The sequence below is a fragment of the Novosphingobium aerophilum genome, from assembly GCF_014230305.1.
Lineage (GTDB): Bacteria > Pseudomonadota > Alphaproteobacteria > Sphingomonadales > Sphingomonadaceae > Novosphingobium > Novosphingobium aerophilum.
Map to the genome: position 1 here is coordinate 48,696 of NZ_JACLAU010000001.1, position 24,617 is coordinate 73,312.

General features: G+C 68.4%; 23 protein-coding genes. 12 read left to right on the forward strand and 11 right to left on the reverse strand.

Features of this window, described 5'->3' with window-relative positions; genetic code table 11:
• The first annotated feature begins 99 nt into the window (after positions 1-99).
• The 4 genes from H7F49_RS00235 to H7F49_RS00250 all read left to right on the forward strand — a co-directional run bounded on the left by H7F49_RS00235 (position 100) and on the right by H7F49_RS00250 (position 2,774).
• Positions 100-573: an Lrp/AsnC family transcriptional regulator gene (locus H7F49_RS00235; RefSeq protein ID WP_185681553.1), complete on the forward strand. Its 474-nt coding sequence runs from the start codon at positions 100-102 to the stop codon at positions 571-573.
• 4 nt (positions 574-577) lie between these two features.
• Positions 578-1,066 carry an Lrp/AsnC family transcriptional regulator gene (locus tag H7F49_RS00240; protein ID WP_185681554.1) on the forward strand — a complete coding sequence of 163 codons (489 nt, stop codon included), beginning with the start codon at positions 578-580 and terminating at the stop codon, positions 1,064-1,066.
• 144 nt (positions 1,067-1,210) lie between these two features.
• Positions 1,211-1,723, forward strand: a complete 513-nt coding sequence (locus H7F49_RS00245) for an Lrp/AsnC family transcriptional regulator (RefSeq protein ID WP_185681555.1) — start codon at positions 1,211-1,213, stop codon at positions 1,721-1,723.
• A 106-nt stretch (positions 1,724-1,829) separates the two neighbouring features.
• Complete coding sequence (locus H7F49_RS00250; protein WP_185681556.1) at positions 1,830-2,774, forward strand: hypothetical protein; 945 nt, start codon at positions 1,830-1,832, stop codon at positions 2,772-2,774.
• 18 nt (positions 2,775-2,792) lie between these two features.
• On the opposite strand, the gene H7F49_RS00255 is transcribed toward H7F49_RS00250, so the two are convergent.
• Both H7F49_RS00255 and H7F49_RS00260 read right to left on the reverse strand, forming a co-directional pair.
• Positions 2,793-3,776, reverse strand: coding sequence for a ParB/RepB/Spo0J family partition protein (locus H7F49_RS00255; protein ID WP_185681557.1), 984 nt, complete (start codon positions 3,774-3,776; stop codon positions 2,793-2,795).
• Between the two features lie 228 nt (positions 3,777-4,004).
• Complete coding sequence (locus tag H7F49_RS00260) at positions 4,005-5,210, reverse strand: AAA family ATPase (RefSeq protein WP_185681558.1); 1,206 nt, start codon at positions 5,208-5,210, stop codon at positions 4,005-4,007.
• Positions 5,211-5,749: 539 nt separating this feature from the next.
• Between H7F49_RS00260 and H7F49_RS00265 the strand changes: the two genes are divergently transcribed.
• The 4 genes from H7F49_RS00265 to H7F49_RS00280 all read left to right on the forward strand — a co-directional run bounded on the left by H7F49_RS00265 (position 5,750) and on the right by H7F49_RS00280 (position 9,764).
• Complete coding sequence (locus H7F49_RS00265; RefSeq protein WP_185681559.1) at positions 5,750-7,054, forward strand: replication protein RepA; 1,305 nt, start codon at positions 5,750-5,752, stop codon at positions 7,052-7,054.
• Between the two features lie 113 nt (positions 7,055-7,167).
• Positions 7,168-8,427 carry a 3,4-dihydroxy-2-butanone-4-phosphate synthase gene (gene ribB / locus H7F49_RS00270; RefSeq protein WP_185681560.1) on the forward strand — a complete coding sequence of 420 codons (1,260 nt, stop codon included), beginning with the start codon at positions 7,168-7,170 and terminating at the stop codon, positions 8,425-8,427.
• A 1-nt stretch (position 8,428) separates the two neighbouring features.
• Positions 8,429-8,848 carry a 6,7-dimethyl-8-ribityllumazine synthase gene (gene ribH / locus H7F49_RS00275; protein ID WP_185681561.1) on the forward strand — a complete coding sequence of 140 codons (420 nt, stop codon included), beginning with the start codon at positions 8,429-8,431 and terminating at the stop codon, positions 8,846-8,848.
• A 158-nt stretch (positions 8,849-9,006) separates the two neighbouring features.
• A protein-coding gene (locus H7F49_RS00280) for an IS5 family transposase (RefSeq protein ID WP_185681562.1) occupies positions 9,007-9,764 on the forward strand; the annotation gives its coding sequence in 2 pieces (ribosomal slippage) (positions 9,007-9,340 and positions 9,340-9,764; 759 coding nt in all).
• Positions 9,765-9,780: 16 nt separating this feature from the next.
• Here the strand turns inward: H7F49_RS00280 and H7F49_RS00285 are convergent.
• Together H7F49_RS00285 and H7F49_RS00290 are read right to left on the reverse strand one after the other, a co-directional pair.
• Positions 9,781-10,563, reverse strand: a complete 783-nt coding sequence (locus tag H7F49_RS00285; RefSeq protein ID WP_185681563.1) for an enoyl-CoA hydratase-related protein — start codon at positions 10,561-10,563, stop codon at positions 9,781-9,783.
• Entirely contained in the window at positions 10,560-11,606 is a 1,047-nt protein-coding gene (locus H7F49_RS00290) for an enoyl-CoA hydratase/isomerase family protein (RefSeq protein ID WP_185681564.1), read from the reverse strand. Before H7F49_RS00290 ends, H7F49_RS00285 begins: the two co-directional genes overlap by 4 nt.
• Positions 11,607-11,810: 204 nt before the next feature.
• Between H7F49_RS00290 and H7F49_RS00295 the strand changes: the two genes are divergently transcribed.
• Positions 11,811-13,214, forward strand: coding sequence for an aldehyde dehydrogenase family protein (locus tag H7F49_RS00295; protein WP_185681565.1), 1,404 nt, complete (start codon positions 11,811-11,813; stop codon positions 13,212-13,214).
• A 37-nt stretch (positions 13,215-13,251) separates the two neighbouring features.
• On the opposite strand, the gene H7F49_RS00300 is transcribed toward H7F49_RS00295, so the two are convergent.
• Positions 13,252-14,025: an SDR family oxidoreductase gene (locus tag H7F49_RS00300; RefSeq protein ID WP_185681566.1), complete on the reverse strand. Its 774-nt coding sequence runs from the start codon at positions 14,023-14,025 to the stop codon at positions 13,252-13,254.
• 247 nt (positions 14,026-14,272) lie between these two features.
• Here H7F49_RS00300 and H7F49_RS00305 point away from each other — a divergent pair, with 247 nt between their 5' ends.
• Entirely contained in the window at positions 14,273-14,932 is a 660-nt protein-coding gene (locus H7F49_RS00305) for an SDR family oxidoreductase (protein WP_185681567.1), read from the forward strand.
• A 274-nt stretch (positions 14,933-15,206) separates the two neighbouring features.
• On the opposite strand, the gene H7F49_RS00310 is transcribed toward H7F49_RS00305, so the two are convergent.
• The 4 genes from H7F49_RS00310 to H7F49_RS00325 form a co-directional block, all read right to left on the reverse strand.
• Positions 15,207-16,577 (reverse strand): L-serine ammonia-lyase, encoded by a 1,371-nt coding sequence (locus H7F49_RS00310; protein ID WP_185681568.1) that lies wholly within the window; start codon positions 16,575-16,577, stop codon positions 15,207-15,209.
• 216 nt (positions 16,578-16,793) lie between these two features.
• The gene (mmsB, locus tag H7F49_RS00315) at positions 16,794-17,666 is read right to left on the reverse strand and encodes a 3-hydroxyisobutyrate dehydrogenase (protein WP_185681569.1); all 873 of its coding nucleotides are present in this window, start codon (positions 17,664-17,666) and stop codon (positions 16,794-16,796) included.
• Positions 17,667-17,832: 166 nt separating this feature from the next.
• Positions 17,833-18,975 carry an acyl-CoA dehydrogenase family protein gene (locus H7F49_RS00320; RefSeq protein ID WP_185681570.1) on the reverse strand — a complete coding sequence of 381 codons (1,143 nt, stop codon included), beginning with the start codon at positions 18,973-18,975 and terminating at the stop codon, positions 17,833-17,835.
• Positions 18,976-19,032: 57 nt separating this feature from the next.
• On the reverse strand, positions 19,033-20,532 hold the full coding sequence (locus tag H7F49_RS00325) for a CoA-acylating methylmalonate-semialdehyde dehydrogenase (protein ID WP_185681902.1): 1,500 nt from the start codon (positions 20,530-20,532) through the stop codon (positions 19,033-19,035).
• A gap of 90 nt (positions 20,533-20,622) precedes the next feature.
• On the opposite strand from H7F49_RS00325, the gene H7F49_RS00330 reads away from it, so the two are divergent.
• Both H7F49_RS00330 and H7F49_RS00335 read left to right on the forward strand, forming a co-directional pair.
• On the forward strand, positions 20,623-21,519 hold the full coding sequence (locus H7F49_RS00330) for a LysR family transcriptional regulator (RefSeq protein ID WP_185681571.1): 897 nt from the start codon (positions 20,623-20,625) through the stop codon (positions 21,517-21,519).
• 97 nt (positions 21,520-21,616) lie between these two features.
• Complete coding sequence (locus H7F49_RS00335) at positions 21,617-22,672, forward strand: DUF2889 domain-containing protein (RefSeq protein WP_185681572.1); 1,056 nt, start codon at positions 21,617-21,619, stop codon at positions 22,670-22,672.
• A gap of 4 nt (positions 22,673-22,676) precedes the next feature.
• Here the strand turns inward: H7F49_RS00335 and H7F49_RS00340 are convergent, their stop codons facing one another.
• A complete protein-coding gene (locus H7F49_RS00340) occupies positions 22,677-23,702 on the reverse strand; it encodes an oxidoreductase (protein ID WP_185681573.1) in 1,026 nt (341 codons plus the stop codon).
• Between the two features lie 149 nt (positions 23,703-23,851).
• Positions 23,852-24,574, reverse strand: a complete 723-nt coding sequence (locus H7F49_RS00345; RefSeq protein WP_185681574.1) for an alpha/beta fold hydrolase — start codon at positions 24,572-24,574, stop codon at positions 23,852-23,854.
• Positions 24,575-24,617: the final 43 nt, after the last annotated feature.

The following is a 24,617-nucleotide window of genomic DNA, read 5'->3' on the forward strand; positions in this document are numbered from 1 at the left end:
TCACGTATTTCCGCGGTTGGAAACGCGACAATCCGGTTGACGCGAGCCGCACCGGTGCGCAAACGGAGGGTTGTTACCAGGGGCGAACGGCCGGCAGCAATGACGCAGACTTTTACCTTCGATGCGACCGATCTGAACATCGTCGAACAGTTGCGGCGCAATGGCCGGGCCAATAACCAGCAAGTTGCCGAACGGCTTGGCCTCACCGCGACGACGGTGTCGACCCGGATCAAGCGGATGGAGGACGCCAACCAGCTCCGCGTGGTCGCCGTGTCCGATTTCACGGCGCACGGCTTCAACGTGCTTCAGCGCTTCTGGGTCGAGGTTGACGGTCGCCCCGCTTCGGAAGTCGCGCACGAACTGGCCGACCTGCCCGAAGTGGTCGCCGCACACCTGGTGACCGGCCGCTATGACATCGACATGCTGGTGGCCCTGCACGACTTCGACGATCTGTCGGAATTCCTGTTCGAAAAGCTGTCGACCGTCCGGGGCATCCGCTCGATGACCCCGGCAATCGTGGTCGACATCATCAAGTACAAGTTCGATGTGGCTCCGATCGAGGGGCGGGACTGAGGCCATGGCGACCCCTAACCTTGATGCGCTGGACCACCAGCTGATCGACCTGCTGGCGCGCGATGCCCGGGTCTCCAACCGCAAGATCGCGGCCGAACTGGGCGTGACCGAAGGCACGGTGCGCGGCCGGATCAAGCGGCTGCAGCAGGACGGACTGATCGCCTTCACCGCGATCACCGGGTTCGAGATGGGCACCCGGACCCGCCTGGCCTTCATCAACATCCAGGCCGATGTCGATCGCGTCCGTGAGGTCGCGCGGATCATCGCCGAGATTCCCGGGATCAACGCGGTGCTGATCGCGATGGGCCAGTTCAACATCACCGCCATGTGCCTGATCGACGAGCTGGACCGCCTGGTCGAGCTGGCCTCGGACCAGATTCTGGCGATCGACGGGGTTCATCACGTGGAAACGTCCATCGCGGTGAAGACGGTCAAGTACAATGCCCGCATGGCCAAGATCACCCGCCCCGAGGTCATCGACGACGACGATTGACCCGGGCTGACAGAGGTGGCCCGGACCGGCCGGGGGAACAGCCCGGCCTCCCCTGCCCTGCCCTCCCCCATCCTGCTTGCCCGGAAGCGCGCGATGGTGTTGTCTGCGCCTCAACGGCGTCTCGGCGCGAAGGAGCCGGCAGGCATGACGGAACACCCCCACAGCGGCAAGGAAGAGCGCACCGCCCGGCGCCCGCGCAGCACCACGCTCGACGACATCGATCGCCGGATCATCGCCGTGCTGGCCCGGGACGGCCGCGCCCAGAGCACCGCGATCGGCGAGGAGCTGGGCCTGTCCGGCAACCTAGTCGCCAACCGGATCCGGGCCATGGACGCCGCCGGGGTGATGCGGGTCGTGGCCGTCGCCGATTTCCGGGTGCACGGCTACCGCATGCTGGCCCGCATCCGGCTGAAGGTGAGCGGGCGGCCGCCCATGGAAGTGGCTCAGGCCCTGGCGACGCGGGAACATGTCCTGTCGGTGCATCTCACCTCGGGACGTTACCCGGTGTCGTGCATCTATGCCTTCCACAACGCCCGCGAGATGATCGAGGCCGCGCGCGATGTCTCGGCCGGGATTGCCGGGGTCGACGACGTGGACGTCGAACTGCTCAACACCGTGTATCGCTACGTTCCGGCGGTGGGTCCGCTCGGCGCCTGAGCGCCGCCAGCGGTGTTCAGGCCTTTGTCGCGACGGCGTTTTCAGAGCCTGAAAGCAGCCCTACAAGCAGACTGTACTTTAATGCCAAAAAGTATAGTAAACGGGCATGGCACTGGCTCCTCCGCCCTGGCAGGTGTCGCTCGCGCGGCTGGAAGGGGCTCTGCCGTTCCTGCCCGAAACCCTGGCCGAGTGCCTGGCCCTGGCGTCGCTTCGCCGCCTTTGGCACGCACACGTCCAGACTTATCCCTTTGAAAACATTGGCTTGGAGCATGATGCAGGGGCGGACTCGATTGAGCTGACCCGCTCGTGGCACACCCAGGAGCGGAACGCGATGCTCTCGTGGCTGGCCCGCGCCGGCCCGCCCGTCCTGGCCCGTGGCGCATCACGGGCCCTGGCCGCCAAGGGCGCGCGGCGCGGCGGTGACGGCGCCTGGACCACGGCCGATCGCGCGCTGGCGCGGCTCGACACCCTGCTGCCGTCGCACGATCCGGTGGCCACCCTGCGGACCTGGATCACCGCGCTGCGTGAGGAGGACAGCGCGTTCCTCGAAGGCGGGAGCGAACTCGTCACGTTTGGCGGGCGCGCGTTCAGCCGGTTCGCCCCCCGCGGCGGCGCCTGGGCGGCATCGCTGGCCGCAGCGGTTCGCCCGCAGTTGCTCGGCCTCGGCCAGGCTCCTTTCGTCCTTGCCGGACTGGCGCCACGTGTCCTGTTCCGCAGCGAACTGGACATGCCGCTGGACAGCCTGATCGAACAGAGCCTGACCCGTGCCCTGGACCAGTCCGCACGCGACTTGACCCGCCTCCACCAGGCCCTGCGGACTGCCGACCGCGCGCTCGCCGGGCTTTATGCCTCGTCGCAGGCCCCGGCCAGTTGGCGCCTGATCGTGGCGCTGGGGCCCCTCACCCGCGCCGAGCTCGGCCGCGCGCTGGGCGTCACGGCCCGGACCGCCTCACAGGCGGCAACGGTGCTGCAAGAGAGCGGGCTGTGCCGGCTGCGGTCCGGCGACCATGCGCTGGTGCCGATCGACGGCAGCCTGGTACCGAACCGCTGATTGCTTCGCGCGGGCCGTTCAACCTTTGGCCAGGGCGGCCTCGATCGCCTTCAGCACTTCGGCCGCAGGTGCTCCCGTCCGCGGCGGAACCTTGAACGTGAAGCCGCTGCGGGCGGAATGGGTGTAACGCAGGATCACCTTCCCCCCCTTCCCCTTCACCGTCACCTCCGCTGACCCGCCTTTGACCGGTTCGACGGTCGCGCGGATCAGCCGCTTGGCCACTTCCGGTCCGCTGATGACCAGACCGAGATCGGCCCGTTCCGCCGCGATCGCCCCGGCCGCCGCGACCATGAGCGCCAGCGCCCTCGGGTCGGAGGTCAGCGGCTTGATGTCGCGCGCGATCCGCACGGTGATGTCGTGAGTGTCGGCAAAGGCAGCGACGATCTCCGACGGCAGGCGCGCGACATCGAGCAAGCGGCTGAGCCACGAACGGGAGATCTTGAGATGCTCGGCCATCTCGCTCTGGTTCGAGCCATAGAACTCCTCGAGGGCGCGCGCATACTCGTGCGCGCGCTCCCAGTCGGAGATGTCCTTGCGCGAGCGGTTCTCGATATCCGAGACCCGGAACGCCTCTTCGTCCGACACCGCCTGGATGGTGACCAGGTATTCGAATTCGGGATGGTGGTGATTGCGCAGCCATTGCACGGTCCACCACCGGCGCACGCCGGCGATGATCTCGAAGTCGTGATCGGGATCGTCCTTCAGCCTCCGGACAATCGCCGGGATGCGCTGCTTCTTGGCCGAGAGGAAAGCGTCGATCAGATCGCGGCAACTGTCCTCGGTCAGGTGGTCGAGGTCACGATTGTGGAGCCGCCAGGGCCGACAGCGCGCCGGATCGACCCACTCGGTCCGGTCGGTCACCACCTTGCCGGCAGCGATCCGCGCCAGGCTCTGGCTGCGGCTCGCCATGATGCTTTCGGCGGGTGCCGCCTGGGCGGGATCGATATCCTCGTCGAGCCCTTCCATCAGGCTGCTGCCGAAGCCCTTGTTTCCCTTGGCCACCTGCTATTCCCCTATCTGCACCGGGCTGATGGGGAGGCTGTTGCCACGTGGCAACAGCCTCCCCTCACCGCCCTCGCCTGACTGCCCGAGGTCCTGTTGCCACGTGGCAACTCAGACCCGCCTGTTCCTTCATCTGATCCGGCTGCGGCCACAATGCCCCCACCCGTCCCGCAATGAAACTGCTTAAATTCATACGCTTACATCGATGTTGCCACGTGGCAACCGGGCTCAGACGGCGTCGGCCGCCCGGCTTTCCCACGTGCGCAGCACGTCCACTTCGATCTCCCGGCAGACGTCGTTGAGATGCTTGACGCAGCGGTTGTGCACTTCGTGCGAGGTCACTGGTCGATCGAGTTCGAACACCGTCTTCATCCGCGAGCTGGAGTTGTCGATCTCGGCGCTGGTCTTGAGGATCGAGGTCGCCATCGATCCCCCGAACACCTGCCGCATCATCGAGAGGATCTCCCGGTGCATTGACTTGCTGTCATCCACCCGGCTGCCGACCAGCCGGATGAAATTGTAGGCGGGCTTGATCCGACCAGCGATCTGCTCGAGCTGCTTCATGGTCGTCCGGGCCATGTCGATGAACGACACGGTCGAGGCGAAATCGATGACGCTGGGCGGCACCGGGATGACCATCGCATTGGCCGCCTGCAGCACCGCCATCGACACCATGCCCAGCGCCGGCGGCGGGTCCATCACGACGATGTCGTAATCGTCGATCACGGTGTCGATGGCCTTGGCGATCATGTCGATGATGTCGAAGCTCTGGTTCTGCGCCAGGTAGCCCGCGATCTCATACTCCAGGTTGTAGAGCTTGAGGTTGGCCGGGATCAGGTCGAGCCCGAAGAAATGGGTCTTGCGGATGATCGACCTGACGCCCAGCAGCTCGGGATCGTGGAAGTAGCCGTAGAGCGTGTCATCCTCGGTGAGGTCGACGTCGGGCCGGTAGCCGAACATCATGGTCGAGCTGGCCTGGCTGTCGCAATCGATGAACAGCACGCGATAGCCGTGGATCGCGAAGTGCTGGGCGAGGTGGAGGGCGAGGGTGGACTTGCCCACGCCGCCCTTGAAGTTCGACACCGAGATGACCGCCGGCGTGTCGCTGGGCGCCCGCCACGGCCGCGTGCCGAAGACGCCCCGCATCCGGTCCAGCTCTTCGAGGGTGTACTGCACGCGGTGCCCCGACGCGGTGCGGTCGCGTTGGGGCAGGCGGCCATCACGCTCGGCCTCGCGAATGGCCGAGGCCGTCCGCCCGACCAGGCTGGCCGCCTTGGAAATGGCGAACGACGGCCCGACCTTTTGGCCGGTTTCCGGGTCCAGCGCCCCGTCCCGAATGCGCTTGAGAATGGTCAGCGCCTTGCGATGGAGCGTCCCGAGGCCATCCTCGAGAAGCTCGTCCGCCGCCGCATCGATACGTGGTCCGCTTGCCATGGTCACCGTGTTGTGAAGTTGCGCGGCCGATCTAGCATCCTTGGCAGTTTCGGGCAATGATCGGCCACCAAACTTGCAAACGGACCGATGATCTCCGTGCCGATTCGCTGCCCGCAGCCGAGCAATGATCCCTGCGCGATCACGCGACCGATGATCTCGGGTCCACAAGGCCCCGGATACGGCCCTTTCGCGACGAGGCCGGCGCCTGACGATTCGCCACCCCCAGCCCAACCGATGAACTCGGTGCAAACCGATGATTTCCGTGCCGAACAGCGATGATCTCGGTGTCCTGGCGAGCGATGATCTCGGAGCGCAAACCTACTAAAGGAATCTCCTAGACCCATCCGATTCGCGCATCGTGGTTCGATTGATGGTTTCGGATGAGGTCGCGCCCGGCACGCGGCACCGAGATCATCGGTGATCTTGGAGGTTTGGAGCCCGGAAAATCGCCAAAACTGCCAAGCCCCTTGCCTTTGGGCCTTGAACCTGTTGTCTAACCGGCACCGGAAGGCTCGGGTGAGTCGGGAAGGAACGGTTCAATGAGCGGCAATACCCACCGTCCGATCGGACACCAGTATGCCCTGGCCATGATCGGCGGCGGCGAGGCCCGGGTGCGAACCGTGGCCGAAGCCACCGGGACCCAGCTTACCCTGGACGCGTTCCTCCGGGTCCAGGACGAGGAGCCGGTACCGGCCTTCCTCCACTCGGCACTATGCGCCATGTCGCTGCCGACCAAGCGGCCCAAGGACGATACCCTGCCGATCGTCCGCGAGGACGGCAAGTACGCCTTGGCGATCAATCCGCGTCCCGTGCTCCAGACGGTCGACGGCAAGCCGGTGATGCGCAGCCTGGGTGTGCCGTATGGCGCCTATCCCCGGGTCGCGCTGATCTATCTGCTGTCGCAGGCGGTCACCAAGCGGTCGCGGGACGTCTACCTTGGGCGCAACTTCACCGAATGGATGCGGCGGCTCGGGTATCAAACCGTGTCCTATGGACCGCGCGGCACGGCCAACCTGATGCGCGAGCAGGTGGACCGGCTGCTGGCCTGCGAATGGCAGATCCGGTGGGAAGGGCAGGACAGCGGCGACAACGCCTTTGCCGTGCGCGACGTGAAGATTTCGAACGAATACGCCGGATCGCTGGAGCGCAACGGGGCCTTCGCCCGCGAAATCCGCATGTCCGAGGCGTTCTACAGCCATCTGGTCGACCACGCCGTGCCACTCAATGAAGTGGCGATCCGCGAGCTCAAGGGCACTCCCACAGCGCTCGACCTCTATACCTACCTCGCTTACCGCTTGCCGCGGATCACCGCCGATCGGGGGCAGGTCATTTCATGGGACCAGTTGGCCAAGCACCTCGGCAACGATGCCGATAGCAAGCGCTTCCGCCAGACCGTGCGCGAGACCATGCAGCTCGTCTCGGCCGTCTATCCCAACGCCGATGTCGATTTCAGCGGGCGGACAGTCGTGCTGCGGCCATCACCGGCACCGCTGGAGCGCCGCCTGGTCGGGCCGCATCTCCGCCTGGTCGGCGCGCCGGCCGCGGAAAGCGCACCGAGATCATCGGTCAGCCGAACCACCCGCACGCCGCGACGAACGGCCGATCCGGGCGAGCCCCTGGTGCCGTTTCCCACCGGCAGCCTGGCCTTTGGCACCCGGGAGGCCAAGTTCCGGGCGATCGGTCTCGACAAGGGCCAGCCCTGGTGCGTCGACACCATGGCCACGGCCTTCCGCACCGGCTTTCCCGGGATCAAGGAGCTTCGCCCCGACAGCGAATGGCTACGGGTGTGGGAGGCCTTTGTCATCCGTTACGCCGAACGGCGCAGCCAGACCCGCGAAGGCTGACCGATGATGTCCGCGCCGCCGAACGGTCGCGCGGGCAGGGCAGGGGAGGCCCTATCCGCAGCAATGTGATCAGGGCGCTTGCGTATCACATCGCAATGTGAGACACGGCCGCCATGTCCAGCGAACTCATCGATCGTATCCGCCGCCTCGTCGTCGAAGGTGGCATGTCCCGCTCCGGCCTCGCCCGGGCCGCCGGGCTTCACGCCAACACGCTGCGGGACCTGACCGAACCGGGTTGGAACCCCACGGCGGAAACCCTTGCCAAGCTCGAACGCTTCCTCTCGGACAGTGACGACACCCCGGCGCTGGTCCCGATCGAGGAGATCATAGAAGAGGCGCGCAACGGCCGGATGTTCATCCTGGTCGACGACGAGGACCGTGAGAACGAAGGGGACCTGGTGATCCCCGCGCAGATGGCCACGCCCGATGCGATCAACTTCATGGCCACCCACGGCCGCGGCCTGATCTGCCTGACCCTGACCCGGCAGCGTTGCGAACAGCTTGGGCTCGAGCTGATGAGCCGCAACAACGGCACCCGCCACGAAACCGCTTTCACCGTCTCGATCGAGGCGCGAGAAGGGGTCACCACCGGCATCTCCGCCGGGGATCGCGCCCGCACCGTCGCCGTGGCGATCGATGCGGCCAAGACCCGCGACGATATCGTCACCCCCGGCCACGTCTTCCCGCTGATCGCGCGCGATGGCGGCGTCCTGGTCCGCACCGGTCATACCGAGGCCGCGGTCGATATCTCCCGGCTGGCGGGCCTGAATCCCTCCGGCGTGATCTGCGAGATCATGCGCGACGACGGGACCATGGCGCGGATGGACGATCTGGTTCCCTTCGCCCGCAAGCACGGGCTGAAGATCGGGACGATCCGCGACCTGATCGAGTACCGCCGCCGCCATGACCATCTGGTCGAAAAGGTGGCCGAAACCCGGATGACCTCGGACTACGGCGGCGAATGGAAGCTGCTGACCTATCGCAACAAGATCGACGGATCGAACAGCTTCGTCCTGCAGAAGGGCCAGGTTGTTCCGGACGTGCCGACCCTGACCCGGGTCCACGCGATCTCGCTGTTCGATGACATGCTCGGCCAGCCGGGCCCGAAGAAGCGGACCCTGCAGCGCGCCATGGTGGAAATCGGCAAGGCCGGGGCGGGGGTGATCGTGCTGCTTGTCCCGCCGCAGGGCAGCGGCCGTCCCGAAGGCGCCGAGATGGATTTCCGCGCCTATGGCGTCGGGGCGCAGATCCTCGCCGATCTGGGGGTGCACGACATGATCCTGCTGACCAATGCCCACCGCAACCTGGTCGCGCTTGACGGCTATGGCCTCAACGTGGTGGGCGAACAGGCCATTCCTCCGGAGAACGCATAAGATGTCCCGTTTCCTCATCGTCGAAGCCCGGTTCTACGACCATCTCAACGACATGCTGGTCGCCGGTGCCAAGGCGGCGCTCACCCAGGCCGGCCATGAGGTCGACGTGATCACGGTGCCCGGGGCGCTGGAAATCCCCGGAGCCATCGCCCTGGCCGACCAGGCCGACCGCTACGACGGCTATGTCGCGATCGGTGTGGTGATCCGGGGCGAGACCTACCACTTCGAGCTTGTCGCCGGCGAAAGCGCGCGCGGCATCATGGCGCTGACGATGGACGGGCTGGCGATCGGCAATGGCATCCTGACCGTCGAGAACGAGGCGCAAGCCATCGTCCGGGCCGATCCGGGGCAGAAGGACAAGGGCGGCGAGGCGGCCAAGGCGGCGCTGGCCCTGCTCAAGCTGCGCGAACGCTGGGCTTAGGCTTTCTGCGCCCAGGGTCTCCGGACCCGAGCGGTCGGGTCCTGCGCTGACCTGCAGCCAATCGGCCGGGCGGACCCGGCCGATCATTCTTGCCTTAGGCTCAGGACCCATTGATTGGCTGAGGGGGATGTGATTCAGGCTCCGCGAGGAGACTGAGCATGAGCGACCTGTACTGGCTGACGGACGAGCAGATGGCGCGGCTTGCGCCGTATTTCCCCAAGAGCCACGGCAAGCCGCGGGTTGACGACCGGCGGGTTCTGAGTGGGATCATCTTCGTCAACCGGAACGGCCTGCGCTGGCGGGATGCGCCAAGGGAGTATGGGCCGCACAAGACATTGTATAACCGCTGGAAACGGTGGGGCGCGATGGGCGTGTTTGGCCGGATGATGGAAGGCCTGTCCGCCCAGAGGGCCGAACCTCAGACACTCATGATCGACGCGACCTATCTCAAGGCTCACCGCACGGCTTCCAGCCTTGGGGTAAAAAAGGGGATCTCGGGCGTCTGATCGGACGGACCAAGGGCGGCATGAACACCAAGCTTCACGCGATAACCGATGCCAACGGCCGCCCCCTGAGCTTCTTCATCACGGCCGGCCAAGTCAGCGATTACACCGGCGCAGCGGCCCTGCTCGACGACCTGCCCAAGGCACAGTGGATGCTTGCCGATCGGGGCTATGATGCCGAGTGGTTCAGGGACGCGCTTGAGCAAAAGGGCATCAAGCCCTGCATTCCGGGCCGGAAATCCCGCTCCATCCCCGTCAAATACGACAAGCGCCGATACAAGCGGCGCAACCGCATCGAGATCATGTTCGGCCGTCTCAAGGACTGGCGACGCGTGGCAACGCGATACGACCGCTGTCCAACCGTCTTCTTCTCCGCCCTCGCACTCGCCGCCACCGTGCTCTTCTGGCTGTGATCAGTGAGTCCTGAGCCTAGCGGCCCTTCCAGACCCCCGGGCGCTTCTCGACGAAGGCGGCCATGCCCTCGACCCTGTCCTCGGTCGCGGTCAGGACCTGGAACAGACGCCGCTCGAACAGGAGCCCCTGCTCGAGCGTGGTCTCGAAGGCGACGTTGACCATTTCCTTGTTGGCGATGGCGGCCAGGGGCGGCATGGCGGCGATCTCGGCCGCCACCTTCAGCGCGGTGTCGCGCAGCTCGGCCAGCGGCACCACGCGGGCGACCAGCCCGGAGCGCTCGGCCTCCTCGGCGCCCATCATGCGCCCGGTCAGGCACATATCCATGGCCTTGGCCTTGCCGATCGCCCGGGTCAGGCGCTGGGATCCGCCCATGCCGGGCGCGACGCCAAGCTTGATTTCCGGCTGGCCGAACCGCGCCGTGTCGGCGGCGATGATGAAGTCGGCCATCATCGCCAGCTCGCACCCGCCGCCCAGGGCAAAGCCGTTGACCGCTGCGATCCACGGCTTGCGCGTGGTCTGGACGACATGGCTGGTCCAGCGGCTGAAGAAGTCCCCCGCATAGAAGTCGGCGGCGGGCTTGTCGGCCATCTCCTTGATGTCGGCGCCGGCGGCAAAGGCCTTGTCGCCCGCGCCGGTCAGCACCGCGCAGCGCTGCGACGGATCGGCCTGGAACGCCGCGAAGGCCTCGATCAGTTCCTCCAGCACCCCGGAGTTGAGCGCGTTCAGCGCCTGGGGGCGGTTCAGCGTGATCAGCGTCACCGCATCGTGCTGTTCGACCAGGATGTTGCTGTAGGTCATAGCGGGGTCCATTCCTCGTTGGCGGGGAGGGGGGCGAAGATCGCGTCGAGCAGCTCGTCGCTCACCTCCTCGGGGGTTGCGGGATTCCAGCGTGCGGCATGGTCCTTGTCGATGATCACCGCGCGCACGCCTTCGGCGAAGTCGGGGCGGACCAGCACGCGGCCGCCGATGCGGTATTCCATCGCCATGTTCGCGGCAAAATCGGGCAGGGTCAGGCTGGTGGCGAGCTGGCGCAGCGCCACCTTGCAGGCCTGCGGGCTCTTGCCGGCCAGCGTGTCCAGTGTGGCGCGGGCAAAGTCGCTGCCGCTGGCGGCCAGCGCGGCGAGCACGTCCTCATACCGGTCCGCCGCAAAGAGCTGCGCGATCTCGTCGGCATGGGTGGCGATCCGGGGCGGGGGAGGGGGCTCGGCCAGGTCGGCCAGCACGGTTTCGATCTCGCCCGGCGCGGCGGCGATCCGGGTCTTGGCCTCGGCCAGCGCGGCGGCGGGCAGGTAATGGGTGGCCAGGCCCGCCCACAGGCTTTCACTGCCATCCAGCCGCGCGCCGGTCAGCGCCAGGTACTGACCGAGCCGTCCGGCCAGGCGCGAAAGGTACCAGCCGCCGCCGACATCGGGAAACAGGCCGATCCCGGTCTCGGGCATGGCCAGCCGGGTCTGCTCGGTCGCCACGCGGTAGCGCGCCGGGCCGGAAATGCCCACGCCGCCGCCCATGGTGATCCCGTCCATGAAGGCCACCACCGGCTTGGGATAGGTCATGATCAGGTGATTGAGGCGGTACTCCTCGAAGAAGAACCGCCGCCCGGCCGCGCCGCCATCGTTCAGGGCGGATTCGCGCAGCAGGGTGATGTCGCCCCCGGCGCAGAACCCGCGCCCTTCGGCATGGTCGATCAGCACCACGGCCACGGCCGGATCGTCGCGCCAGGCCAGCAACGCCGCGGTCATCGCCGCCACCATCGGCTGGGTCAGGGCATGAATCGCCTTGGGCCGGTTAAGCGACAGGATACCCGCCGCACCATCGGTCCGCACCACCACCTCTGTCGTCACCAAGGTCCTCCGCCCGTCACTGCCGTCTGCCCGGCTGAGCCGCTCCATGCCGCCTTGCGGCGCGGGAAACAACCGTTGTTATCGTGAGTTGGGCCTGCACGCAGCGGGTCGTCCGATCGTCGCGACGATGCTTGCGGCGCATCGCGACAGCGGGCAAACGGGGGCGGGGCCCGACCGGATCGGCCCGACAGGGACAAGAGGCTCATGACCGGCAAGATGCTTATCAACGGCGCCCTGGTGGACGGCGCCGCCACGCTCGACGTGATCAATCCGGCCACGGGCCAGCCGTTCATCACCGTGGCCCGCGCCGATCAGGCGCAACTCGAGGAAGCGGTCGCGGCGGCCAGGGCGGCAGCGCCCGGCTGGACCGCGCTCGGCTATGCGGCGCGGGGCGTCCTGATCGCCCGTCTGGCCGACGCCATGGCGGCCGAGCAGGATGCGCTGGCCCATCTCCTGACCACCGAACAGGGCAAGCCGCTGGCCCAGGCCCAGGGCGAGGTGCGGGCCGGCATCTTCCAGTTGCGCCACTATGCGGCACAAACTGGCGAACCGATCGTGCTGCGCGAAACCGCCGATTGCCGCATTGTCGAGCATCGCACCCCGTTGGGCGTGGTCGCGGCGATCACGCCCTGGAACTTCCCGGTGCTGATGGTCACCCAGAAGATCGGGCCGGCGCTGATCACCGGCAATACCGTGGTGCTCAAGCCCGCTCCGACCACCCCGGTCTGCGCGCTGCGCATCGCCGAGCTGGCGGCCGGGATCTTCCCGGCCGGGGTGCTCAACGTCATCGTCGACGCCAACGACCTGGGCGGGGCCCTGTCGAACCATCCGGACGTCGCCAAGGTCAGCTTCACCGGCTCGACCGCCACCGGGCGCAAGGTCATGGCTGCTGGGGCGGATTCGCTGAAACGCATCACGCTCGAGCTGGGCGGCAACGATGCGGCCATCGTGCTCGACGACATGGATCCCCGCGAAATCGCGCCGAAGCTGTTCAACGGCGCGATGATGAACGCCGGCCAGGTCTGCCTGGCGATCAAGCGGGTCTATGCCCCCGATGCGATCTATGACGAGCTTTGCGCCGAACTTGCCCGCCTGGCCGAGGCCGCGACGGTGGATGACGGCACCCGCCAGGGCGCCCAGATCGGCCCGGTCCAGAACCGCATGCAGTTCGAGAAGCTGCTGGGCTACCTTGAGGATGCCGAGGCGAACGGGACCGTGATCGCCGGGGGCAAGCCGCTCGACCGCGACGGCTATTTCATCGCCCCGACCATCGTGCGTGACATTCCCGACGATGCGCGGCTGGTCCGCGAGGAGCAGTTCGGCCCGGTGCTGCCGGTGCTGCGCTATACCGATGTCGACGAGGTGATCGCGCGCGCCAACACCGGCGACTATGGCCTGGGCGGCACCGTCTGGGGCAAGGATCTCGACCGCGCGGTCGACGTGGCGATGAAGATCGATTCGGGCACGGTCTGGGTCAACAAGCACCTCGATCTGCCGTTCGACATTCCCTTTGGCGGGGCCAAGCAATCGGGGATCGGGCGAGAAGGCGGGGACGAGGGGCTGGCGGCCTATACCCAGGGACACGTGGTCAATATCGCGCTGGGCTGAACCCCGGTCGGGGTCGGCCGGTCCTTCGGCCCCCGGCTCACATGGCGGACATGCCCCCGTCAAGCTTGAGCTCGGCCCCGGTCATCATCCGGCTTTCGTCGCTGGCCAGGTAGAGCACGGCATAGGCCACGTCGTCCGGATCGCCGAGAATGCCCAGCGGGTTCTGCTGCGCCAGCCGGGCCTCGCGCTCTTCGGTCGTGCCGCGCCCGAGCTGGGCGATCATCGGCGTGCGGACGAAGGCGGGATGGACCGAATTGCAGCGGATGTTGTAGCCCTCCTTGGCGCAGTGCAGGGCGATCGACTTGGTCAGCATCCACACCGCCGCCTTCGACGTGTTGTAGGCGGCGAAGGACGGGCTGGCGAGCAGTCCGGCGATCGACGAGATGTTGATGATCGATCCAGGCGCGCTCTCGCGCATCACGGGCAGAGCTGCGCGGCAGCCGTGGAACACGCTATCGACATTCACCGCCATGGTCCGGTCCCAGACCAGCGGGTCGACCGCCTCGATGCTGCCGAGCGAGGCGATCCCGGCGTTGTTGACCAGCACCGAAAGCCCGCCCATCGCGACGGCGGCGGCCGCGATGGCCTCGGACCAGGCGTCGGGCTGGGTCACGTCGAGTGTCAGCGCGACGGCGGTACCTGGGCCGCACGCCGCGTCGATCTCGGCCGCCAGGGCGTCCACGCCGGCGCGGTTGATGTCGGCCAGGGCCACCTTGGCCCCTTCACGGGCGAGCATCTTCGCGATGGCCGCGCCCAGGCCCTGGGCCGCTCCGGTCACCAGCGCCCGCTTGCCTGAAACCCGTCCTGCCATGTCGCCGTCCTCTCCCGGTTTGGCGTCAGCCTAGGGCAGGGCGAGGGCGCCGCGCAACCGCCCTTTCCGGCCGGAGAAGGGCTTGGTACAGGCAGGGGCAGCGGGTTGCCCGGCAGCCGGCTAGGCGAAGATTTTTTGGCCGGATTGAGACGCAGCTGGATTCCGGATGGGTCGATAACTCGGCATATTCGTAAAGTGATTGGCCAGTGATCGCTGGCTTTCGTAGATGTCAGGGAGATTCACCATCATGTCCAAGCCCATCGTCGTCACCGGTGCCGCCGGATTTCTCGGCAGCGTGGTCGCCCGCGAACTGGCTGCAGCCGGCCATGCGGTGGTCGGGATCGACCTCGCCCCGCAAGCGGCGGATTTCCCCGGGACCTTCCTGGGCGGAATCGACCTGACCGACGCCGCTGCAACCACCGCGGCCTTTGCCGCTCCGGCGCTGGCCGGCGGGATCGCCGGGCTTGCCAGCATCGCCGGCGGCTTCCGCTGGGAAACCGTGATGGACGGAAGCCCGGATTCGTGGGACTTCCTCTACCGCATCAACGTGCGCACCGCGCTCAACGCCGCGCGCGCCGCGGTCCCGCTGCTGGACGGCGGGGCGATCGTCAACGTCGGGGCCGCGGCCACGCTCAAGGCGGGGATGGGCATGGGTGCCTACACCGCCAGCAAGTCCGGCGTCGCCCGCCTGACCGAGGCGCTGGCCGAGGAGCTCAAGGGCCGGGTGCGGGTCAATGCCGTGCTGCCCTCGATCCTCGACACCCCGGCCAACCGCGCCGACATGGGTGAGGCCGATGCGGCCAAATGGGTTCGCCCCGCGGAGCTTGCTGCCGTCGTGGCCTTCCTGCTCTCGGACGCGGCCTCGGCGGTGACCGGGGCGTGCATTCCGGTGACGGGCCGGGTCTGAGCGCTCTGCGGCCGGGTGAGTCCGACCGACTGATCGTCTGGATTCGCCCGGGATCGGACATTCCGATCCCCTCCGCAAAGAGCACACGAGCTCCTAATCGTCGCCCCGGGCTTGACCCGGGGCAGGGCTTGCGTGGCAACGGCCGGAGAAGAAAAGCCCTGTCCCGGGTCAAGCCCGGGACGACGATGATCTTTTTCGGGTCAGCACCGGCTTGGCCGTCCCCGTCCCCGTGCGCCCAACCTCCCCTTCCCACCCAACACCGCCCCTCGTCCCTTCAGCATGCGGCGACGTTGACCGCCAGTCCGCCCAGACTGGTCTCCTTGTACTTGGCCGACATGTCGAGCCCGGTCTGGCGCATCGTCTCGATCACCTGGTCGAGCGAGACCTTGGGCTTCTCGTGGCTGTGCAGGGCGAGCCGGGCGGCATTGACGGCCTTGACCGCGCCGATCGCGTTGCGTTCGATGCAGGGGATTTGCACCAGCCCGCCAACCGGATCGCAGGTCAGGCCCAAATTGTGTTCCATCCCGATCTCGGCCGCCGCGGCGACCTGCTGCGGGGTGCCGCCCCAGACCGCGGCGAGGCCCCCGGCGGCCATCGAGCAGGCCACCCCGACTTCGCCCTGGCAACCCATCTCCGCCCCCGAGATCGAGGCGCGCTGCTTGTAGAGCAGGCCGATCCCGCCGGCGGTGAGCAGGAAGCGCCGCGCCAGCTCCGGGGCCTGCGGTCCTTCGTGGCAGTACTGCCGCAGCACGGCGGGCAGGATTCCCGCCGCGCCATTGGTCGGCGCCGTCACCACGCGGCCGCCTGCGGCGTTTTCCTCGTTCACCGCCATGGCGAAGACGTTGAGCCGGTCGAGCAGCACTTCGGTCTCGTTCGCCGGGCCTGCCCGCAGCCGCTGCCACAGTTCGGGCGCCCGGCGGCGCACGGCGAGGCCGCCGGGCAGTTGGCCTTCGCGGGTGAGGCCGCGATCGATGCAGGCGTTCATCGCCGCGATCACCGCGTCGAGCCCGGCGAGCGTCTCCGCCTCCTGACGCCAGGCGCCCTCGTTGGCGAGCACGAGCTCGGCGATCGAGCGCTCCTCGCAAGCGCAGAGCGCAAGCAGGTCCGCCGCCGAGGCGAAGGGGAAGGGGGCCTGGACCCGACTTGCCACCAGGTCATCCGCAGAGGGTGCGGCGAGCTGCGCGGCGGTGGCGATGAAACCGCCGCCGGTCGAATACCAGGTCTCGTCGACCAGCACCGTGCCATCGGCCGCGAAGGCGCGCAGGCGCATGCCGTTGGGATGGAGCGCCGGGATCACATCGCAGGCCAGCACCACGTCGCGGGTGGTGACGAAGTCGATCGGCTGGCGGCCCAGCAGGCAAAGGGTGCCCCGATCGGCCTCGGCCAGGAGCGTCGGGACGCGATCCGGATCGATCCGGTCAGGCTCCTCGCCGAGCAGGCCCAGCACCGAGGCACCGATCGAGCCGTGGCCCGCCCCGGTCAGCGCGAGCGACCCCTGCAGCTCCACCTCGACCCGCCGCACCTGCGCCAGCCGTCCGGTGTGCTCGAGTCCGAGGGCGAACCGGCGGGCGATGCGCATCGGTCCGACCGTGTGCGAACTGGACGGACCGATGCCGATGCGGAACAGCGCGAGAATCGAAAGCATGAGGTCTAGAGCCTGTCCTCTTTAGGTGGATGCGCCGGGATTGGGCGGAGCGGGCCGATTTTGGTCCGCCGCAGCGTCCATCGTCGGTCACTATGCATCGGCATAGCTCCCTCCTCTCTCCTCGCGCTGAACCAAAATCGGCTCCGTCACGGCGAATCCACCTCAACGGGACAGGCTCTAGATCGGCTTCCGCCGGGCATCAGACAAGCCCGCGCCTCAGCGCAGGGTTTCGATGATGCCACTGAAATCGGTGTTGCCGTGGCCGGACTCGGCGAAGGCGGTGTAAAGCTCGGCGGCGCGGGTGCCGATCGCCAGCGGGGTGCCGGTCGCCGCCCCGGCCTCGAGCGCGAGCTTCAGGTCCTTCAGCATAAGCGCGGCGGCGAAGCCCCCCTGATAGCCGTTGTCCGCCGGGCTTTGCGGGCCGACCCCCGGGACCGGGCAATAGGAAGTCATCGACCACGACTGGCCCGACGAGACCGACGAGATGTCGTAGAAGGTCTGCAGATCGAGCCCGAGCTTCTCGGCCAGGGCGAAGGCCTCGCAGGTGGCGATCATCGTGCCGCCCAGGATCATGTTGTTGCAGATCTTGGCCGCCTGGCCCGCGCCCGGCGCACCGGCGTGGATCACCGCCTTGCCCATGGCCTTGAGGATCGGTTCGGCCCGGGCGAAGCCTTCCGGGGTGCCGCCGACCATGAAGGTGAGCGTCCCCGCATTGGCCCCGCCGATCCCGCCCGAGACCGGCGCGTCGAGCATAGCATAGCCCGCGGCCGCGGCGGTATCGGCCACGTCGCGGGCAGTCGCCACGTCGATGGTCGAACAGTCGAGCAGCAGTGCCCCGGCCGGGGCCGTGCCGAACACGTCGGCGGTGTAGACCGCGCGGACGATCGCCCCGTTGGGCAGCATCGAGACCACCGCTTCGGCCCCGTCCACCGCCTCGCGCGCCGAGGTGAAGGTGGCGCAGCCGCTCGCCGCGGCGCGCTCGAGCGCGGCGGGGGCGAGGTCGAAGGCGCGGACGGTGTGCCCCGCCTTGACCAGGTTCGCGGCCATGCCGCCGCCCATGTTGCCCAGGCCGATGAAGGCGATGATCATGGCAGTCTCTCCCGATACAGGGTTGAACACAGCACAGCCCGGACGATCCGAGCTGTTGGCCCCTCCCCTTCAGGGGAGGGGTTGGGGTGGGGGCTCTCCCCTGAAGGGGAGGGGCTTGAGCTCTGCGCAATACCTGCTCTCGGTCGGTTGGCCTTCCGGCCGACGGTTACTTCAGCAGGTCGCGTCCGACGATCATCCGCATCACCTCGTTGGTGCCTTCGAGGATGCGGTGCACGCGCAGGTCGCGCCAGAAACGCTCGATCGGATAGTCCTTGAGATAGCCATAGCCGCCGAACAGTTGCAGCGCCCGGTCCACCACCGACGACCCGGTATCGGTGGACAGCTTCTTGGCCATGGCCGAGAAACGGGTCTTGTCGGGCGCCCCGGCGCTGACCTTCGCCGCGGCGAGATAGAGCAGCGCGCGGGCCGCCTCGAGATCGGTCGCCATGTCGGCCAGGGTGAACTGGGTGTTCTGGAACTCGGCCACGGCGCGGCCGAACTGGCGGCGGTCCTTCACATAGGCGACCGCCTCGTCGAGGCAGCGCTGCGCCCCGCCGAGCGAGCAGGCGCCGATGTTGAGCCGCCCGCCATCGAGCCCGGCCATGGCGAAGCGGAAGCCGTCGCCCTCGGCGCCGACGCGGTTGGCCACCGGCACGCGGGCATTGTCGAAGATCACCTGGGCGGTGGGGCTGGCGTTCCACCCCAGCTTGCGCTCGGGCGCGCCGAAGCTGACCCCGGGGGTGTCCTTGTCGACCACCAGGCAGGAAATGCCCTTGGGGCCGTCCTCGCCGGTGCGGACCATCACCACATAGACGTCGTTGACCCCGCCGCCCGAGATGAACTGCTTGGTCCCGTTGAGCACGTAATCGTCGCCATCCCGCCGCGCCGTGGTGCGCAGCGCCGCCGCGTCCGAGCCCGAGCCCGGTTCGGTCAGGCAATAGCTCGCCATCCGCTCCATCGTGACGAGATCGGGCAGGTAGCGCGCCTTCAGCGCGTCGTCGCCGAAGGTGTCGATCATCCAGGCGGCCATGTTGTGGATCGAGATGAAGGCGCTGGTCGTCGGGCAGCCATAGGCCATGGCTTCCATGATCAGCGCTGCCTCGAGCCGGCCCAGCCCGATCCCGCCCGAGGCCTCGCTGACGTAGATCGCCGCGAAGCCCAGCTCGGCCGCGGTCTTGATCGTTTCGCGCGGGAACCGATGCTCCTCGTCCCACTGCGCCGCGAAGGGGGTGATCGCATCGGCGGTGAAGCGCCGCGCCATCTCCTGGATCGCGAGCTGGTCCTCGGTGAGTTCGAACTGTCCGGTCATTGTGGTCCTTCGTGGGTCATCGACACGAACGGGAGATAGGCTGTCGCTGGCTCGCGGTCACCCCATCGTCGGGATGACGAAGGCGTTGCCGCCGTCGGGTGAGCCGTCGGGCCAGCGCTGGGTCACGGTCTTGACCTTGGTCCAGAACTTCACGCCTTCCATCCCGTGCTGGTTGGTATCGCCGAAGGCCGAACGCTTCCACCCCCCGAAGGTGTGGTAGGCGACCGGCACCGGGATCGGCACGTTGATCCCGACCATCCCGACATTGACCCGCGCCGCGAATTCGCGCGCGGCGTGGCCGTTGCGGGTGAAGATCGCGACGCCATTGCCATACTGGTGCTGGCTGGGCAGCGCCAAGGCCTCGTCGAAATCGTTCGCCCGGACGATCTGCAGCACCGGGCCGAAGATCTCGTTGTGATAGCTCTCCATCGTCGGGGTGACGTGGTCGATCAGCGTGGGTCCGACGAAGAACCCGTTCTCGTGCCCCTGCAGGGTGAAGCCGCGACCGTCGATCACCAGCTCGCCGCCTTCCGCGGCGCAGGTGGCGATCCAGCCTTCGATCTTCGCCTTGTGCGCCTGGGTGACGACCGGGCCGTAATGGGCCTCGGGATCGGTCGACACGCCCACGCGCAGCGCCTCGATCGCCGGGATCAGCTTGGCGCGCAGCCGCTCGGCCGTGTCCGCACCGACCGGGACCACCACCGGCAAGGCCATGCAACGCTCGCCCGCCGAGCCGAAGGCCGCCCCGGCGAGGTCGTTGACCACCTGGTCCAGATCGGCGTCGGGCATGACGATGCCATGGTTCTTGGCCCCGCCCATCGCCTGGACCCGCTTGCCCGCCGCGACGCCGCGGTTGTAGACGTAATGGGCGATGTCGGACGATCCGACGAAGCTGACCGCGCCGATCGCCGGGTGATCCAGGATCGCGTCGACCATGGCCTTGTCGCCCTGGACCACCTGGCAGATTCCGGCAGGCAGGCCGGCTTCCAGGAACAGTTCGGCCAGCCGCACCGGCACCGAGGGGTCGCGTTCGCTGGGCTTGATGATGAAGGCGTTGCCGCAGGCGATCGCCACCGCGCTCATCCACAGGGGGATCATCGCAGGGAAGTTGAACGGGGTGATGCCCGCGCCGATCCCGATCGGCTGGCGCATCGAATAGACATCGATCCCCGGGCCGGCGCCCTGGGTGTATTCGCCCTTCAGGACGTGGGGGATGCCGCAGGCGAACTCCACCACTTCCAGCCCGCGCTGGATATCGCCCTTGCTGTCGGCGATCACCTTGCCATGTTCGGCCGAAAGCATCCGCGCCAGTTCGTCCATGTTGGCTTCGACCAGCCGCTTGAATTCGAACATCACGCGGGCGCGGCGCTGCGGGTTGGTCGCCGCCCAGGCGGGCTGGGCCGCCTGGGCTGCCGCGACCGCCCGGTCGAGCGCGTCGGCGCCGCCCAGCACGACCTGCGCCTGGACCGCGCCGTTGTTGGGATCGAACACGTCGCTGTGGCGGGAGGAATCGAGCCCGGCCGTACCGCCGGCAAGGAAATGGTCGATCAGGCGCATGGGACAGGCTCCGCTGAACAGGGTCGCGGCCTCCATGGGCCTCGCGGTTTTTGCAGACAACCGGTAAGTTTGCGAGTATCGCCTGCAAAAATGCAGACACTCAACTGGAATGACCTGCAGGTCTTCCTGGCCATTGCCCAGACCGGGCAACTGTCGAAGGCCGGGCAGGCCTTGCGGGTCGATCCCACGACCATGGGCCGGCGGCTGCGGAGGCTCGAGGCGCGGCTGGGCGCCACCCTGTTCGAACAGACCCGGCTGGGCCAGGTCCTGACCGAAGCGGGCGAGGCCCTGCTCGCCCGCGTCGAGCCGATGGCCCAGGCTGCGGCCCAGATCGAGGACCAGGGCGGCCCGGCGGCCGGCCTGTCCGGCCTGCTGCGGATCAGCGTGTCCGAAGGCTTCGGCACCTGGTTCCTCGCCAGCCGCATCGCCGAATTCGCCGCGGCCCACCCCGCGCTGACCATCGATCTGGTGGCCAGCTCGGGCTTCCTCAGCCCATCCAAGCGCGAGGCCGACATCGCCGTCACCCTGTCGCGACCCAAGGCCGGACCGGTGATCGCGCGCAAGCTGTCGGACTATGCGCTGACGCTCTATGCCACCCCGGGCTATCTCGATCGCGTCGGCCCTCCGCGCGACCCGGCCGACCTGGCCCACGGGCATTGCCTGGTCGGCTATGTGCCCGATCTGCTCTATGCCCCCGAGCTGCGCTATCTGGACGAGGTGCATCCCGGCCTGGCCCCGCAGTTGCGCCTGTCGAGCATCAATGCCCAGCACCGCCTGCTGGCCAGCGGGGGCGGGATCGGCGTGCTGCCCTGCTTCATCGGCGATGCCGATCCGGCGCTGGTCGCGCCCCTGCCGCAATGCCGGATCGTGCGCAGCTTCTGGCTGGTCACGCACCAGGACACGCACCAGCTCGCCCGCATCCGGGCCGGACGCGACTGGATCGACGCGCTGGTCCATCGCCATCGCGACCTGCTGCTGCCGCGCTGATCCGGGCCATCTGCGACTGGCCAAGCCCGCCCGACTGTGACAGGGGCGGATCGCGCGGCAGGCCAGATCCGGTTCCCGTCGCCCCCGCATGAGGCCGATGACCCAAGATTTTCCCCCGGACCTCGAGCCTGCCGAGCTGGGCCTGACCCTGGCCGGCACGCCGCTGCCGGACTTTGCCGACCCGATCTGCGCCCCGCACGGCACCACGCCGCCGCGGCGGCCCGGATCGGTGCGGCGGACCATGTCGATCGACGTTCACTGGCCCGAGGGCTTCGCCCGGCCGGGGCACTATCTGGGGCGCTGCCGCGATGCGCGGACGGACGATCCGGCGCAGCGCCCGGACCTGCTGGCCGAGGCCGAGCTGCGCGCGGTGATCGCCGACCGGACGATCCTGTCGATCACGGCGGACCCGTCGCCCGCCGGCTTGCCGGCCCTGGTCGGCGCGCGCGCCGGTGGGCATCTTCGCCAGGCGCTGGTCGAGGCCCTGCCGCAGGAAAAGGCGCAAGGCACCCCGCTGCATCTGCTGATCGATGACCTCGCCGGGGCCAGCTTCGTCTCGGGCTGGGCCTACACCCGCTGGCACGATGACTGGGCCAACCTGTTCGTCGACCTGCCCAAACCGCAAATGACCGGGGTCTGCATGGGCCTGCGGCGCGGTTCGCCGGGGCTGGACGAGGACGGCACCGCGGTTCCCAGCGACAACGTGCCCCGCGTCGAGCCGCTGCCGAACCCGGCGGACCCCCACGGCTGGCACGCTCTGCCCGACTGGCCGGGCATGGCCTTTCGCCGGGCGCGCCGCATCGACGTCTGGCGCGAGGGCGATGCCATCGCGGTCGAGGCGCTGTTCCAGGATTCGGCGACCGCCCCGGACGGCGGCGCCCGCCTGGCGATTCACGAATACCTGCTCCATGCCCGCATCGGGCCGGACGGCCGGCTCGCCCGGCTCGAGGCCACGCCCGGGACGCTGCCCTATGCGGTGTGCCGCGCCGCGCCGGCCAACACCGTGGCACTGATCGGCGTTCCGGCACGCGAGCTGCGCGAGGAGGTGCTGGCGCGCTTGCGGCGCACCGCCGGGTGCACCCATCTCAATGATGCCCTGCGCGCCCTGGCCGAGGTCGAGGTGCTCGCCGCCGCCCTGCCCGGTCCGGGCTGAGTCGTCACAGCGCGATGGTGCGACCTTCCGCCGCGCTGCGCTGCGCGGCGGCAAGCACCTCCATCACTGCCAGCGCCTCGCCCGGCAGGACCGGGTTCGCACCCTCACCGCGCAGGGCCGCGACCAGCGCCTGCCAGAACAGGCGGTAGTCGCCGGGGCGGTTGGGGTGCGGCCCCGGCGTGGTGCCCGGTTCGCCGGTGGTCAGCAAACCTGGCAGGGGATCGATTCCCCAGCCCTCATCGCCGGGCCTCTGCCCCGCAAGGATTGCTCCCTCCTGCGGGTCGAGCCCGTGCTTGATCCAGCTCCCGCCGGTGCCGTGCACGGCGAAGCGCAGGCCGTGGTCGGCGGCCAGCTTGCTGCCGTGGAGCGTGGCCCGCCGCCCGGGATAATGCAGCACGACATGGAACCAGTCGGGAGCGGGCGCGCCGGGACGCAAGGTTGCGATGTCCGCGCTCACCGCCTGGGGCACGCCGAACAGGCAGAGCGCCTGATCGATCAGATGCGGCCCCAGATCCTGCCACGAACCCCCTTCGCGCGCCTCCTTCCACACCGGCGCGGCCTCGGGCCGCCAGCGGTCAAAATGGCTGTCGAGGTGGACCACCTCGCCCAGGCGGCCGCTGGCGATCAGGTCCTGCAGGGTCAGGAAATCGGCGTCCCAGCGGCGGTTGTGGAACACGGTCAGCAGGCGCCCGGCCACTTCGGCCGCGGCGGTGATCCGTCGGGCATCGTCCAGCGTGGTGGCGAAGGGCTTGTCCACCACCACATGCTTGCCGGCGGCCAGCGCCTGCAGCGCGTGATCGGCATGGAGGTGGTCGGGGCTCGACACCACCACCAGATCGATCCCGGGGAGGGCCAGCAGGACTTCGATCGAGGGAACCACGGCCATGCCGGGCCAGTCCGCCTGCACCTTGGCCGGATCGCCCGAGACGACGGCGCGCAGCCTCAGACCGGGAGTGGCGGCCACGAAGGGCGCATGGAAGACCCGCCCGCCCAGTCCGTAGCCGACCAGTCCGACCCCGATCTCCGTCACTCTGCGATCTCCGTCACCCTGCGATCTCCGTCACCTGCGGCTTCCTCCCGCACTCTTGCGCCAGCCACCCCCCTGCGGGGTGTCCGGCATGCTAGGGTGGTTCTCCCGGGCAAGACAAGCGCTGAGGCGGCCGATGCCCGAGCGCCGGATCAGTCCGTCGGCGCGGCCATCGCGATCAGGGCCCGGGCCAGGTCCGCCGGCGCCGAATAGAACGGGGAATGATCGCAATCGAGCGTGACGGCCCGGTCGCACGGCCAGTCCGCCTGCATCGCGCGCTGGGCGGCCAGGGGGATGGTGCGATCCTGCGCGCACTCCACATAGCCGCGTGGCACGCGTCCGAACCGTTCGGCCGAGAGGGACACGGGCGTGCGCAGCGCGACGCGCGGCTCCGGCCCGAGCTGTGCCACCGCCCGTGCCACCCAGGCCGGATCGGTGGTGTTGTAAAGCGCCGCAGCGACGTCGTCCGGTTCAACCCGGCAGGTGCCGTCGTCGTCCTTGTGGATCCGGGTCGGCGTCGCATCGGCCACTCCGCCCAACTGGTCGCGCACTGCTACCCCGTCGCGTAGCAGCAGCGCCGCCGCGTAGACCAGGCGCAGGATCCGGTCGGGCCGGCGCTCGGCCACGCCGCTGATCACCGCGCCGCCGCGGCTGTGGCCGACCAGGACCACCGGCTCCGGCTCGGCTTCGACGCAAGCGGTGATCTGGTCGATCCAGCCGGTCAGCGTACCCTCCGCCGCGCGGGCGCGATCTTCGCCCATGCCGGTCAGTTCGGGGGCGATGGCCCGGTGCCCGTCGGCTTCCAGCAGGGGAGCCACCCGCTCCCAGCACCACGCCCCGTGCCAGGCACCGGGGATCAGAATGAACGTCGCCATGGCGGCGGACGCTAATCGTCCGGCCTGCACCGGGCAAGGCAGG

Excerpts from the sequence above, each read along its gene's own strand:
- H7F49_RS00235 (WP_185681553.1), top strand. The coding sequence starts at position 100 with ATGACGCAGACTTTTACCTTCGATGCGACCGATCTGAACATCGTCGAA.
- H7F49_RS00240 (WP_185681554.1), top strand. The coding sequence starts at position 578 with ATGGCGACCCCTAACCTTGATGCGCTGGACCACCAGCTGATCGACCTG.
- H7F49_RS00245 (WP_185681555.1), top strand. The coding sequence starts at position 1,211 with ATGACGGAACACCCCCACAGCGGCAAGGAAGAGCGCACCGCCCGGCGC.
- H7F49_RS00250 (WP_185681556.1), top strand. The coding sequence starts at position 1,830 with ATGGCACTGGCTCCTCCGCCCTGGCAGGTGTCGCTCGCGCGGCTGGAA.
- H7F49_RS00260 (WP_185681558.1), bottom strand. The coding sequence starts at position 5,210 with ATGGCAAGCGGACCACGTATCGATGCGGCGGCGGACGAGCTTCTCGAG.
- H7F49_RS00265 (WP_185681559.1), top strand. The coding sequence starts at position 5,750 with ATGAGCGGCAATACCCACCGTCCGATCGGACACCAGTATGCCCTGGCC.
- ribB (WP_185681560.1), top strand. The coding sequence starts at position 7,168 with ATGTCCAGCGAACTCATCGATCGTATCCGCCGCCTCGTCGTCGAAGGT.
- ribH (WP_185681561.1), top strand. The coding sequence starts at position 8,429 with ATGTCCCGTTTCCTCATCGTCGAAGCCCGGTTCTACGACCATCTCAAC.
- H7F49_RS00285 (WP_185681563.1), bottom strand. The coding sequence starts at position 10,563 with ATGACCTACAGCAACATCCTGGTCGAACAGCACGATGCGGTGACGCTG.
- H7F49_RS00295 (WP_185681565.1), top strand. The coding sequence starts at position 11,811 with ATGACCGGCAAGATGCTTATCAACGGCGCCCTGGTGGACGGCGCCGCC.
- H7F49_RS00300 (WP_185681566.1), bottom strand. The coding sequence starts at position 14,025 with ATGGCAGGACGGGTTTCAGGCAAGCGGGCGCTGGTGACCGGAGCGGCC.
- H7F49_RS00305 (WP_185681567.1), top strand. The coding sequence starts at position 14,273 with ATGTCCAAGCCCATCGTCGTCACCGGTGCCGCCGGATTTCTCGGCAGC.
- H7F49_RS00310 (WP_185681568.1), bottom strand. The coding sequence starts at position 16,577 with ATGCTTTCGATTCTCGCGCTGTTCCGCATCGGCATCGGTCCGTCCAGT.
- mmsB (WP_185681569.1), bottom strand. The coding sequence starts at position 17,666 with ATGATCATCGCCTTCATCGGCCTGGGCAACATGGGCGGCGGCATGGCC.
- H7F49_RS00320 (WP_185681570.1), bottom strand. The coding sequence starts at position 18,975 with ATGACCGGACAGTTCGAACTCACCGAGGACCAGCTCGCGATCCAGGAG.
- H7F49_RS00325 (WP_185681902.1), bottom strand. The coding sequence starts at position 20,532 with ATGCGCCTGATCGACCATTTCCTTGCCGGCGGTACGGCCGGGCTCGAT.
- H7F49_RS00330 (WP_185681571.1), top strand. The coding sequence starts at position 20,623 with ATGCAGACACTCAACTGGAATGACCTGCAGGTCTTCCTGGCCATTGCC.
- H7F49_RS00335 (WP_185681572.1), top strand. The coding sequence starts at position 21,617 with ATGACCCAAGATTTTCCCCCGGACCTCGAGCCTGCCGAGCTGGGCCTG.
- H7F49_RS00345 (WP_185681574.1), bottom strand. The coding sequence starts at position 24,574 with ATGGCGACGTTCATTCTGATCCCCGGTGCCTGGCACGGGGCGTGGTGC.